The organism is Kitasatospora sp. NPDC089509 (assembly GCF_044749365.1).
In the GTDB taxonomy this organism is placed as follows: Bacteria; Actinomycetota; Actinomycetes; order Streptomycetales; family Streptomycetaceae; genus Kitasatospora.
The window spans coordinates 569,792-583,800 of the sequence record NZ_JBIVHS010000002.1 but is presented as its reverse complement, the minus strand read 5'-3'; the positions used below and the strand labels follow the sequence as shown (position 1 = coordinate 583,800).

Annotated in this window: 2 protein-coding genes (1 of these 2 cut by a window edge); both read right to left on the bottom strand. The window is 76.6% G+C overall.

The annotated features are described in order from the left end of the window. Positions 1 to 14 precede the first annotated feature (14 nt). On the bottom strand, positions 15 to 10,331 hold the full coding sequence (locus ACIP4P_RS05995) for an SDR family NAD(P)-dependent oxidoreductase (protein ID WP_400915195.1): 10,317 nt from the start codon (positions 10,329 to 10,331) through the stop codon (positions 15 to 17). Then, positions 10,249 to 14,009 carry the 3' end of a type I polyketide synthase gene (locus ACIP4P_RS05990; protein WP_400915353.1) on the bottom strand. Its footprint extends 24,670 nt past the window's final position, so 3,761 of the gene's 28,431 nt are visible here — the last part of the coding sequence; its start codon lies beyond the right edge, outside the window — the gene reads right to left on this strand; its stop codon occupies positions 10,249 to 10,251. The genes ACIP4P_RS05995 and ACIP4P_RS05990 overlap by 83 nt, the downstream gene beginning before the upstream one ends.

Genomic DNA, 14,009 nt, shown 5'->3' with positions numbered 1-14,009 from the left:
TGGAGCGGGTGCGGTCAGCGGTCGCTGAGACGGCCGAGCTCGTTGTCGATGAAGGCGAGGACCTCGTCCGCGCTCGCCGCTTCGAGTCGCTCCGCGACGCCGTCCTCGGCATTCTCCGCGTCGAGGATTCGCAATTTCTCCAGCATTCGGCGCAGCCGGAGGGAGACCGCGTCCCGGGTCGCCCGGTCGGTGTCGCCGGTCGCCAGGGCCTCGTCGAGCCGGTCGAGTCGGCCGAGCAGTTCGGCGCCGTCGGCGGCGTCCCGCTGGTCCAGGAGCACGCCGAGGAGGTGGGCGGCCAGCACGCCCGGGGTGGGGTGGTCGAAGACCAGGGTGGCGGGCAGGCGGAGGCCGGTGACGGCGGTGAGGCGGTTGCGCAGTTCCAGTGCCGTCAGGGAGTCGACGCCGAGGTCGTGGAAGTCCCGGTCGGCCGCCACGGCTTGCGCCGAGCCGTGGCCGAGCACGGCCGCCGCCTCGGTGCGGACCAGGCCGGTGAGGTGCCGGAGCCGGTCGCCCTCGCGCAGTCCGGCCAGCCGGGTGGCCAGCGCGGTGGCCGTCCCGGTGCTGCCGCCGCCCGACGCAGCCGCCCGACGGGCGCCGCGGACCAGGCCGCGCAGCAGTGCCGGGACGGTGCCGGGCATCCTCGCCGGGCCGGTGGCGCGGCCGATCGGGACCAGGTGCGGCGCGTCGACGGCCATCGCGGCGTCGAGCAGGGCCAGTCCCTGCTCCTCGGTGAGCGGCGGGACCCCGGTGGCGCGGATGCGGTGCAGGTCGGCCTCGCTCAGTTCCCCCGTCATACCTGCGGTGGGCACCCAGGCGCCCCAGCCCAAGGACTGGGCGGGCAGGCCGAGTTGACGGCGCCGGGAGGCGAGTGCGTCCAGGAAGACGTTCGCCGCCGCGTAGTTGCCCTGGCCCGCGCTGCCCATCACCCCGGAGATCGAGGAGAAGAGGACGAACGCCTTGAGGTCCTGGCCCGCGGTCAACTCGTGCAGGTGCCACGCCGCGTCGACCTTGGGCCGCAGCACGGCGGACAGCCGCTCGGGCGTCAACGCCGTCACCACACCGTCGTCCAGCACACCGGCCGCATGCACCACACCCGTGACCGTCCGGCCCCGGAGCGCCTTCGCGAGCGCCTCCCGGTCGGCCGCGTCACAGGCCAGCACCTCGACCCGGGCGCCCAGCTCCGCCAACTCGCCCACCAGCTCGGCCGCTCCACCGCGTCGGCTCAGCAGCAGCAGGTCCCGCACGCCGTGCTCCACGACCAGGTGCCGGGCGACCAGCCGGCCCAGGCCACCCGTACCGCCGGTGACCACCACCGTGCCGTCGCCCCAGCCGGCGGACGTCCCGCCGCCGGTCACCCGGGCCAGCCGGCCGACCCGGACGGCACCCCGGCGGGCCACGAACTGGAAGTCACCGCCCGCCGGTTGGGCGGCAAGGACGGGAAGCGCGGCCGCGGTGTCCGCGTCGGCCCCGACGTCCAGCAGGGCGAACCGGCCCGGGTTCTCCGCCTCGGCCGCCCGCACCAGACCCCACACGGCGGCACCGGCCAGCTCCGACACCTCACCCGCCCCGCCCGCCGCGCCCCGGGTGACGAACACCAGCCGCGAACCGTCGAAGCGCTCCTCGGCCAGCCACTCCTGCACCAGACCCAGCGCCCACGCCGCCACCTCGTGCACCGCCGCCGGCCCCTCGGCGCCACCCGGCACCGGCACGAGCACGACCTCCGGCACCTCGACCAACGCCGCCGGCTCCCCGTCGAGGGTCACCGCGCGCACGGGCCCGCCCGCCGACGGCGTCGCGTCCACCCAGTCCAGCCGCAGCAGCGCCCCGGCGGGCCCGGCGGCCGCGGTCACGGCGGCCGGTTCGCCCAGCGTCAGCGACCCCGCCGACAGCACGGACCCGCCCGCCGCGTCCACCACCTCGACCGACACCGAACCCGCACCCGCACCCGCCCGGGCGACGCGCAGCCGCACCACGGCCGCGCCGGTCGCGTGCAGCGCCACCTCCTGCCAGTCCACCGGCACCAGCCGCTCGCCGTCCTCCGGCCCGAGCAGACCGGCCGCCTGGACGGCCGCCTCCAGCAGCGCCGGGTGCAGCCCGTACGGGGCCGCGTCCTCGGCCCGACCCGGCAGGACGGCCTCGGCGAACACCTCCTCGCCGCGCTGCCAGACCGCCTGGAGGGTGCGGAACGCCGGACCGTGGTCCAGCGGGTCGTGGCAGCTCTCCGGCTCGACGGCCGACGCGTCCGCCGGGGGCCACACAGAGGTGTCGAAGCCGCCCTCGCGGCCGCCGACGGCCAGGGTGCCGGCGGCGTGGCAGGTCCACGGATCCTCCTCCCCGGCGGCCTCCGGGCGGGCGTAGCAACCCAGTCGGCGCGTCCCGGCCTCGTCGGGGGCACCCACCACCAGCTGGACCACGACGGCACCGTCCTCCGGCAGCACCAGCGGCTCGGCGGGCGTCAGCCGCTCGACCCGGTCGCAGCCCACCAGGTCCGCGGCCCGCAGGGCCAGCTCCAGGAGGCCGGCGACCGGGAAGACCGCCGCCCCGCCGACCCGGTGGTCGCCCAGCCACGGCTGGGCCGTCAGCGACAGCCGACCGGTCAGCAGGACGCCCGCCGAGTCGGCCGGGGAGACCACCGCCCCCAGCAGCGGGTGCTCGGCCGGCCGCAGGCCCGCGCCGGTCACGTCGCCGGTGCGGGCGGCCTGCGCGGGCCAGTAGCGCTCGTGCTGGAAGGCGTAGGTCGGCAGGTCGACCCGCCGGGCGCCGGTGCCGTCGAAGACCCGGGCCCAGTCGACGGGCACGCCGACGACGTGCAGCCGGGCGAGCGCGGTCAGCAGGGCGTGCTCCTCCGGACGGTCCGCGCGCAGCGCCGGGGTGGTGACGCGATCGGCGCCCTCGGCGGGGTTCGTGTCGCTGCGGTTCGGCTCGGCGAGGTTCGGCTCGGCGAGGTTCCGTTCGGCGAGGGCGGTGAGCACGCCCCCGGGGCCGAGCTCCAGGTGGTCGGTGGCACCCGCTTCGGCGAGGGCGCGGATGCCGTCGGCGAAGCGGACGGTCTCCCGAACGTGGCGCACCCAGTACTCGGGCGACTGCAGGTCCTCGGCGATCCCGCCGGTGAGATTGGAGACGACCGTGAGCGAAGGCTCCTGGTACGCCAGGCTGTTGAGGACCTCCCGGAAGTCCGCCAGCATCGGATCCATCAGCGGCGAGTGGAAGGCGTGCGAGACCCGCAGCCGACTGGTCCGCCGCTCGGCGAAGTGCGCCTCGACCGCCGCGACGGCCTGCTCCGCACCCGAGACGACCACCGAGCTCGGCCCGTTGACGGCGGCGATCGAGAGGACCTCGCCCAGCAGCGGCCGGACTTCCTCCTCGGTCGCCTCGACCGCGAGCATCGCGCCACCCTCCGGCAGGGCCTGCATCAGGCGGCCACGGGCGGAGACCAGCGTGCAGGCGTCCGCGAGGGAGAAGACACCGGCCACGTGCGCGGCGGCGACCTCACCGATCGAGTGCCCCGCCACGAATTCCGGCTCCACACCCAGCGATTCGAGCAGCCGGAACAGCGCCACCTCCACCGCGAACAGCCCCGCCTGGGCGAAGTCGGTCCGGTTCAGCGGTTCCTCGTCCGCACCCCACACCACCTCCCGCACCGGCAGCTCGAACCGCTCGCACACCGCGTCGAAGGCCGCCGCGAACACCGGGAACCGGCCGTACAACTCCCGCCCCATGCCCAGCCGTTGCGACCCCTGACCGGAGAACAGCAGCGCGAGCCGCCGTTCGCCGGCCGCGCCCCGGGCCACCTCGGTACCGTCCAGCAGTACCGCCCGGTGCCCGAACCGGGCCCGGCCGGTCAGCGACAGCCCGATGTCCAGCGGCGAGCCGTCCACGCCGGCGAGCCCGGCCAACTGCGCTTCCAGCGCCGGTTCCGCGGCGCCCGAGACCACCCACGGCACCACGCCCGGCACGACGGACGGCGGTTCGACCGCCGACTCCACCGGTGGCACCTGTTCGAGGATCACGTGCGCGTTCGTCCCACTGATCCCGAACGAGGAGATCCCCGCCCGCCGGGGCCGCTCGCCGTTCGGCCACTCCCGGGCCTCCGTCAGCAGTTCCACGGCGCCCGCCGACCAGTCCACGTGCGAGGAGGGCGCGTCCACGTGCAGCGTCTTCGGCAGCATCCCGGCGTGCATCGCCTGTACGGTCTTGATCACCCCGGCGACGCCGGCGGCGGCCTGGGTGTGGCCCAGGTTGGACTTCACCGAGCCCAGCAGCAGCGGGAGTTCACGGTCCTGGCCGTAGGTGGCCAGCAGCGCCTGGGCCTCGATCGGGTCGCCGAGCGGGGTGCCCGTCCCGTGGGCCTCGACCGCGTCGACGTCGGCGGCCGACAGCCCGGCGTTGGCGAGGGCCTGGCGGATAACCCGCTGCTGGGACGGGCCGTTCGGCGCCGTCAGCCCGTTGGAGGCACCGTCCTGGTTGACGGCCGAGCCGCGCACGACGGCCAGCACCGGGTGCCCGTTGCGGCGGGCGTCGGAGAGCCGCTCCAGCACCAGCACGCCGACCCCCTCCGACCAGCCGGTGCCGTCCGCCCCGTCCGCGAAGGCCTTGCAGTGCCCGTCCGGGGCCAGGCCGCCCTGGCGGGTGAAGCCGAGGAAGCTCATCGGGGTGGACAGCACGGTGACGCCGCCGGCCAGGGCGAGGGTGCACTCGCCGCTGTCGAGGGACTGCGCGGCCAGGTGCATCGCCACCAGCGAGGAGGAGCAGGCGGTGTCGATGGTGAGCGCGGGCCCCTCCAGGCCGAGGCAGTACGACACCCGGCCGGAGATCACGCTGTTGGCCAGCCCGGTGCTCGCGTGGCCCTCCACCTCCTCCCGCGAGTTCATCACCAGCGAGGCGTAGTCCTGGCCGGTGGTGCCGACGAAGACGCCGGTCCGGCTGCCACGCAGCGCCGTCGGGTCGATGCCCGCCCGCTCGACCGCCTCCCAGGAGGTCTCCAGCAGCAGCCGCTGCTGCGGGTCCATGGCGAGGGCCTCGCGCGGCGAGATCCCGAAGAAGCCCGCGTCGAACTCGCCCAGGCCGGTGAGGAAGCCACCCCGGCGGGTGGCGCTGACGCCGTGGCCGCTGCCGAACAGCGCGTCCAGGTCCCAGCCGCGGTCGGTCGGGAAGCCGGAGATGCCGTCGCGGCCCTCGCTCAGCAGCCGCCACAGGTCCTCGGGCGAGGCGACACCGCCGGGGAAGCGGCAGGCCATGCCGACGATCGCGACCGGTTCGCCGGCGGCGGGGGTGGCGGCGGCCGGGGTGGCCGATTCGCTTGTGTTGTCCAGGAGTTCGCCGAGCAGGTGGGTGGCGAGGGCCTGCGGGGTCGGGTGGTCGAAGACCATGGTCGCCGGGAGCCGCAGCCCGGTGGCGGCGGTGAGACGGTTGCGCAGTTCGATCGCGGTGAGGGAGTCGAAGCCGAGCTCGCGGAACTCCCGTCCGGGGTCGACGGACCGGCCGGAGGGGTGGCCGAGCACGGTGGCGGCCTCGGTGCGGACCAGGTCGAGGAGGTGGCGCGGCCGGTCGGCCTCGCGCAGGGCGGCCAGCCGCTCGGCGAGCGCGGCGCCCGTGCCGCTGGTGGTGCCGGAGGCGGTGCGGCGACCGGCCGGCAGCAGGGCGCGGAACAGGGCCGGCACCTCGCCGCGCGGGCGGGCCCCGGTGGCCATCCGGCCGGTCGCCACCAGGTAGGGCGCGTCCACGGCCATGGCGGCGTCCAGCAGGGCCAGGCCCTGGTCCTCGGTCAGCGGCGGGACCCCGGCGGAGCGGATCCGCTGCTGGTCGGTCTCGCTCAGCGTCCCCGTCATACCTGCTGCGGGCACCCAGGCACCCCAGCCCAAGGACTGGGCGGGCAGGCCCTGTTGGCGGCGCCAGGAAGCGAGTGCGTCCAGGAAGACGTTCGCCGCCGCGTAGTTGCCCTGGCCCGCGCTACCCAGCACACCGGAGATCGAGGAGAAGAGGACGAACGCCTTCAGATCCTGACCCGCGGTCAACTCGTGCAAGTGCCACGCAGCATCAACCTTGGGCCGCAGCACGGCGGACAGCCGCTCGGGCGTCAACGCCGTCACCACACCGTCGTCCAGCACACCGGCCGCATGCACCACACCGGTGACCGTCCGGCCCCGGAGCGCCTCGGCGAGCGCCGCCCGGTCGGCCACGTCGCACGCGACGACCTCGACCTCGGCGCCCAGCTCGCGCAACTCCTCCACCCAGGAGCCGAGTCCGCCCCGGCGGCTCAGCAACAGCAGCTCCCGGACGCCGCGTTCGGCCACCAGGTGGCGCGCCACGAGCCGGCCCAGGCCACCGGTGCCGCCCGTGACGACCACCGTGCCGTCGCCCCAGCCGTCGAACGAGCCACCGCCCGGCGCCCGGGTCAGCCGGCCGACCCGGACGACGCCGTCGCGGACCACCACCTGCGACTCGCCGACGGCCAGCACCTCGGCCAACGGCAGCCCGCCGTCGGTGTCCGCCAGCACGAACCGACCCGGGTTCTCCGTCTCCGCCGCCCGGACCAGACCCCATACGGCGGCACCGGCAAGGTCCGACACCTCGCCCACCTCGCCCACCGCACCCCGGGTGACGAACACCAGGCGCGAGCCCTCGAAGCGCGGCTCGGCCAGCCACTCCTGCACCAGGCCCAGCGCCCACGCCGTCACCTCGTGCACGGCCTCCGGGCCCTCGGCACCGCCCGGCACCGGTACGAGCACGGCCTCCGGCACCTCCACCAGGGAGGCCAACTCCCCGTCCAGGGTCACCGACCGCACCTCCGACACCCGGCCGAGCGGGGCCGCGACCCAGTCCAGGCGCAGCAGCGACCCGTCCACCGCACGCGAGGCGGCGACCGGCTCGGCCAGCTCCACCGACTCCGCCGAGAGCACCGGATCCCCCGCCGCGTCGGCCAGGGCCAGCGCCAGCGTCTCCGCGCCCGTCCGGACCAGCCGGGCCCGCACCACGGTCGCCCCCGAGGCGTGCAGCGACACCCCGGACCAGGCCACCGGCACCAGCCCGCGGCCGTCCGCCCGCACCACCGCCGCCAGCAGCGCCGGGTGCAGACCGAAGCCCGCGGCCCCGTCGGCCGACTCCACCTCGACGTAGGTCTCCTCGCCCCGCTGCCAGACGCCCTCGCCCTGCGCGACCGCGCCGGCCGGCGGCCAGGCGGCGGCATCGAAGACGGCGGCGTCGAAGCCCGCGGTGCGCGCCCCGGCGGTCAGCAGGCCGGTGGCGTGTTCGGTCCAGGGCTCGTCGAGGGAGCCGTCCGGGCGCGCGAAGAAGGTCACCGCCCGGGCTCCGGTCCCGTCCGGCGAACCCGCCCGGACCTGGACCGTCGTGGCGCCGCCGGTGCCCAGCGGCAGCGGCCGGGTGACGGTGAGCCGCTCGACCCGGTCGCAGCCGACGTGGTCGCCGACCCGGAGCGCCAGCTCCAGGAACCCGGCCGCCGGGAAGACCTCCGTGTCACCGTCCCAGGCCGCCGTGTCGGGCGAGAGCCGGCCGGTGAAGACCACGCTGTCCGTACCGGCCAGCGGGACCGCCGCACCGAGCAGCGGGTGGTCCGCCGCCAGCAGCCCGGCGGAGGCGACGTCCCCGGCCAGGCTGCCGGGGGCGGGCCAGTAGCGCTCGTGCTGGAAGGGGTAGGTGGGCAGCTCGACGCGCACGGCGCCGGTGCCGTCGAACAGCCGCGCCCAGTCCACGGGTACGCCCGCGACGTGCAGCCGGGCCAGGCCGGTGACCAGCGCGCTCTCCTCCGCACGGTCGCGGCGCAGCAGCGGGACCGCCGGGGCGTCGGTGTCCTGGACCAGAGCCGACAGGACGCCGTCCGGGCCGAGTTCGACGAAGGCCGTGGCCCCGGCCTCGCGCAGCGCGCGCAGGCCGTCGGCGAAGCGGACCGTCTCGCGGACGTGGCGCACCCAGTAGTCGGCTCCGGTCGCCCCGGTGACGAACTCACCGGTCAGGTTGGAGACCAGCGGGATCGAAGGCTCGTGGTACGAAAGGCCGTTGAGGACGGCCCGGAACTCCGCCAGCATCGGATCCATCAGCGGGGAGTGGAAGGCGTGCGAGACCCGCAGGCGGGTGGTCTTCCGGTCGACGAAGTGCGCCTCGATCGCGGCGACGGCCCGCTCCGCACCGGAGACGACCACCGAGGTCGGGCCGTTGACAGCCGCGATCGACACCAAGTCGCCCAGCAGTGGCCGGACTTCCTCCTCGGAAGCCCGGACGGCGAGCATCGCGCCGCCCGACGGCAGCGCCTGCATCAGCCGACCACGCGCCGCCACCAGCGCACACGCATCGGCCAGCGAGAACACCCCGGCCACGTGCGCGGCCACGACCTCGCCGATCGAGTGCCCGGCCACGAACTCCGGCTCCACACCCAGGGATTCGAGCAGCCGGAACAGCGCCACCTCCACCGCGAACAGCCCCGCCTGCGCGAACGAGGTCCGGTTCAGCAACTCCTGGTCCGAACCCCACACCACATCCCGCAGCGGCAGGTCCAGCGCGGCACACACCTCATCGAAGGCCGCCGCGAACACCGGGAACCGGGCGTACAACTCCCGGCCCATGCCGAGTCGTTGCGAGCCCTGCCCGGAGAACAGGAACGCCGTCGACCGCTCCGCCGCCACCCCACGGGCCAGTTCGGCGCCGGCCACCAGCACCGCCCGGTGCCGGAACCGCGACCGCCCCGCCAGCGACAGCCCGACGTCCAGCGGCGAGCCGCCCGCCGTGGCCAGCCGGGCCAGCTGCGCGCCGAGCGCGGCCGCCGACTTCGCCGAGACCACCCACGGCACCACCCCCGGCACGCCGGACGACGGTTCGACCGACGCCTCCTCGACCTCCGCGGGCGCCTCCTCGACGATCACATGGGCGTTCGTCCCGCTGATCCCGAACGAGGACACCCCCGCCCGCCGGGTCCGCCCGCCGCCCGGCCACTCCCGGGCCTCCGTCAGCAGCCGCACCTCCCCCGCCGACCAGTCCACCCGCCCGGACGGGTGCTCCGCGTGCAGGGTCTTCGGCAACACCCCGGCCCGCAGCGCCATCACCGTCTTGATCACGCCCGCGACCCCGGCCGCCGCCTGGGCGTGGCCCAGGTTCGACTTGACCGAGCCGAGCCAGAGCGGTCGGCCGCTCTCCCGCCCCTGCCCGTAGGCGGCCAGCAGCGCCTGGGCCTCGATCGGGTCCCCGAGCGGGGTGCCCGTGCCGTGGCCCTCGACCGCGTCCACCTCGTCGGCGGACAGTCCCGCGTTGGCCAGGGCGGCCCGGATCACCCGCTGCTGGGACGGCCCGTTGGGCGCGGTGAACCCGTTGGACGCGCCGTCCTGGTTCACCGCCGAGCCGCGGACCACGGCCAGCACCCGGTGCCCGTTGCGGCGCGCGTCCGAGAGCCGCTCCAGCACCAGCACGCCGACGCCCTCGGACCAGCCGGTGCCGTCCGCGCCGTCCGCGAAGGCCTTGCACCGCCCGTCCGGGGCCAGCCCGCCCTGGCGGCTGAACTCCAGCAGCGCCCCCGGGGTCGACATCACGTTGACCCCGCCCGCCACCGCCAGCGTGCACTCGCCCGCCCGCAGCGCCTGGACCGCCCAGTGCAGGGCGACCAGCGAGGAGGAGCAGGCGGTGTCCACCGTCACCGCCGGCCCCTCCAGGCCGAGGGTGTAGGAGAGCCGGCCGGAGAGGGCGGAGGCGGCGATGCCGGTGCCGATGTCCCCGGTGGCGTCGGCCAGGGAGCGCACCAGCAGGTAGGCGTAGTCCTGGCCGTTGGTGCCGAGGAACACCCCGGTGCGGCTGCCGCGCAGGGCGGTCGGGTCGAGGCCGGCCCGCTCGAACGCCTCCCAGGAGGTCTCCAGCAGCAGCCGCTGCTGGGGGTCGGTGGTGACGGCCTCGCGGGGCGAGATCCCGAAGAAGTCGGCGTCGAAGCCGGACACCGCGTCGAGGAAGCCGCCGCGCCGGGAGACCCGGGTGCCGCGCTCGTCGACGCCGGTGTCCCGCAGGGCGCCGAGGTCCCAGCCGCGGTCCGACGGGTAGTCCCCGGTGGCGTCGCGGCCGTTCGCCACCAGCTCCCAGAGCTCCTCGGGCGAGCCGATGCCGCCCGGGTAGCGGCAGCCCATGCCGATGACGGCGACGGGTTCGGTGGCGGCGGCCAGCAGCCGGCGGTTCTGCTGCCGCAGCCGTTCGGACTCCTTGAGGGAGGACCGGAGAGCGGCGACTACCTTGTCGTGGGGCGTGGTCATGGGTGCTCCGTCAGTCCTGGGCGTGGTCGGGGTCGTTGCGCAGGGCGGCCTGCACCAGGTCGTCCAGGTCCATCGCGTCGATGGCCTCGTCACCGTCGGCGGCACCGTCGGCACCGCCGTCCGCGTCGTCGGCGGGCCCGCCGTCGGCGAGCTTGAGCAGCACGTCCAGCACGCCGCTGCGCCGCAGCCGCTCCAGCGGGACGGACTCGACGAGGGCCCGCAGGCGGTCCCGCTCGGGCTCCGCGTCCGCCCCGCCCCGGTCGGCCCCGGTGACCAGCAGGCCGAGCAGGTGCTCGGCGAGCTCGCTCGGGCTCGGGTGGTCGAAGACCAGCGTCGGCGAGAGGTCGAGGCCGCTGGCGGCGCCGAGCCGGTTGCGCAGTTCGACGGCGCCGAGCGAGTCGAAGCCGAGGTCCCGGAAGGCCTTGTCCGGGCCGACCGCCTCGATGCCGGGCAGCCCGAGCACCTCGGCGGCCCGGGTGCGGACCAGGGTGAGCACGGCGGCGGCCCGGCGGGCCGGGGTGAGCCCGGCGAGTTCGGCGCGCAGCCCGCGGCCGTTCCCGGGGTCGGCGCCGGGGCCCTGCGGCTCGGCGTAGCCGGGGAGTTGGGCGAGCAGTCGGCTCGGCCGGACGGCGGTGAAGGCGCGCACGAAGCGCTCCGGGTCGACGTCGGCGACCAGGGTGGTCGGGGCGTCGTCCAGGACGGTCCGGCGCAGCGCGGTGACGGCGGCGGCCGGGTCGAGCGGCCGGATGCCGGTGCGTCGGGCGGCCTCGGCGGCCCGGGCGTCGGCGGCCATGCCGGCGCCGCCCCAGGCGCCCCAGGCGATCGAGGTGGCCGCGCGGCCGTGGGCCCGGCGGCGCTCGGCGAGCGCGTCGAGCACGGCGTTGGCGGCCGCGTAGCTGCCCTGGCCGGGGTTGCCGACGGCGGCCGAGGCGGAGGAGAACAGGGCGAAGACGGCCAGGTCCTGGTCCGCGGTCAGTTCGTCGAGCAGCAGGGCCGAGGCGGCCTTGGCCCGGTGGACGGCCGTGAAGCGCGCCGGGTCGAGGCCGTCGATCACCCCGTCGTCGAGGACGCCGGCGGCGTGGACGACGGCGGTCAGCGGGTGGTCGGCGGGCACGGCGGCCAGGACGGCGGCGAGCGCCTCCCGGTCGGCGGCGTCGCAGGCCGTGATGGTGACGGCCGCCCCGGCGGCGGTGAGGTCCGCGCGGAGTTCGGCCGCGCCGGGCGCGTCGGGGCCCCGGCGGCTGAGCAGGACGAGGTGCCGGGCCCCGGCGGCGGCGAGGCCGCGGGCGACCTCGGCGCCGAGCGCGCCGGTACCGCCGGTGATCAGCACGGTGCCGGTGGGCTCCCAGACGCCCTGGTCGTCCCGGGCGCCGCCGGATCCTCCGGGGGTGGCGGCCAGGCGGCGGGCGAGCAGGCCGGTGCGGCGGACGGCGAGCTGGTCCTCCCCGGCCGGGTCGGCCAGCACGGCGGCCAGCAGGGCCGCGGTGTCCCGGTCGACGGTTCCGGGCAGGTCGATCAACCCGCCCCAGCGCTGCGGGAGTTCGAGCGCGGCGACCCGGCCGAGGCCCCAGACGGCGGCCTGCGGCAGGCCGGTGACGAGGTCACCGGGGGCGGCCGCGACGGCCTCGCGGGTGAGGCACCACAGCGGGGCGCCGATCCGGGCGTCGCCGAGGGCCTGGAGCAGGGTGGTGGTCCGGGCCGGTCCGCCGGGGGCACCGTCCGCCATGGTCTCGTCGAGTGCCAGCAGCGACACCACGCCCGCGAAACCACCGGCCGGGAGCGGGAGTTCGGCGAGCTGCCCGGCGAGCCGGGCGCGGTCGGCGTCGGCCGCGACGGTCAGCCGGACGGTGTCCGGGCCGAGCGCGCCGAGCACGGCGTCCGTCCAGGCCCCGTCGCCCCGGTCGGCGGGCAGGACCGCCAGCCAGTTGCCGGTCGGGGCGCCGGAGCGGACCCGGTCGAGCGGCTGCCAGACGATCCGTCGGCGCAGCCCGTCCACGGCGGCCCGCTCCTCGCGCCGGTCCTGCCAGTCGCGCAGCGCCGGGAGGACCTTGGCGAGCGCGTCGCCGTCGACGTCGAGGGTGTCGGCGAGCGCGTCCAGGGACTCGGTGCGCAGCGCGGTCCAGAACTCCCCGTCGGGGGCGGCGGCCGGGGCCGGCGCGGCGGCGGGATCCGCCCAGTAGCGCTGCCGCTGGAACGGGTAGGTGGGCAGGTCGACCCGGCGGGCGCCGGTGCCCTCGAAGACGGCGGGCCAGTGCGGGGCGAGCCCGTCGACGTGCAGCCGGGCGACGGCGGTGAGCAGGGTGGTCCGCTCGTCGCGGCCGTGCCGCAGCGCGGTGGCGGTGACCACCGGGCGGGCGGGATCGGCCTGCTCGACCGGGCCGTCCGAGCCGTTCGAAGAAGCCGAGCCGTTCGCACCGTTCGAAGAAGCCGAGCCGTCCGAAGCGGCCTGGACGAGCGCGGAGAGCACGCCGTCCGGGCCGAGTTCGAGGTGTCGGCGCACCCCGCGGTCGGCGAGGGTGGCCAGGCCGTCGGCGAAGCGGACGGCCTCCCGGACGTGCCGGACCCAGTAGTCCGCCCCGGCCGCCCCGGTGACGAGCTCACCGGTCAGGTTGGAGACCAGCGGGATGCGCGGGGCGGAGTAGGCGATGCCCCGGGCCGCCCGCTCGAAGTCGTCGAGCATCGCGTCCATGTGTACGGAGTGAAACGCATGGCTCACCCGCAAACGCCTAGTCCTGCGCCGCTCGGCCGCGAGGCCCGCGGCGATCCGCTCGACGGCGTCCGCGTCCCCGGAGAGGACGACGGCGCGCGGGCCGTTGACGGCGGCGATCGAGACGCCGTCGGTCAGCCGCGGCAGCAGCTCCGCCTCGGTCGCCTCGACGGCGACCATCGCTCCCCCACCGGGCAGCGCCGACATCAGCCGGGCCCGGGCGGCGACCAGGGTGCAGGCGTCCTCCAGCGAGAACACCCCGGCCACGTGTGCGGCCGCCAGCTCCCCGATCGAGTGGCCCAGGACGAAGTCGGGGCGCAGGCCCCAGGACTCCACCAGCCGGTACAGCGCCACCTCCAGCGCGAACAGCGCCGGTTGGGCGAAGCCCGTGTCGTCCAGCAGGGCGGCCTCCGCCGACCCCTCCGCCGCGAACAGCACCGGTCGCAGCGGACCGGCGAGCCGGCCCTCGAAGCCGGCCAGGACGGCGTCCAGCGCCTCGGCGAACACCGGGTAGGTGGCGTACAACTCCTTTCCGGCGCCGGGGCGTTGCGCACCCTGGCCGGGGAACAGGAAGGCGGTCCGGCCGCTGCGGGCCTCGCCCTGGACGGCGGTGCCGTCGCCCTGCCCGTCGGCGAGGGCGCCTAGGGCCCGGACGAGCTCCGTGCGGTCGGCGGCGAGCAGCACGGCCCGGTGGTCGAGCAGGGTGCGGGTGGTGGCCAGCGAGTGGCCGAGGTCGCGGGCGGTCAGGCCGGGGTCCCCGGCGAGCCGGTCGAGCAGGCGGGCGGCCTGGTCGCGCAGGGCCGCCGGGGTGGCGGCGGAGAGCGGCACGGGCAGCGTCCGGTCCTCGGCCGGCTCGGTGACGGACGGCTCGGTGACGGACGGCTCGGCAGCGGGCGCGTCGGCCGCCGTCGGCTGTTCCAGGATCACATGGGCGTTGGTCCCGCTGGCCCCGAAGGCCGAGACCCCGGCCCGGCGCGCCCGGCCGGTCGCCGGCCAGTCCCGGGCCTCGGTGAGCAGTTCGGCCGCGCCGGCCGTCCAGTCCACATGGGCGGACGGGGTGTCGA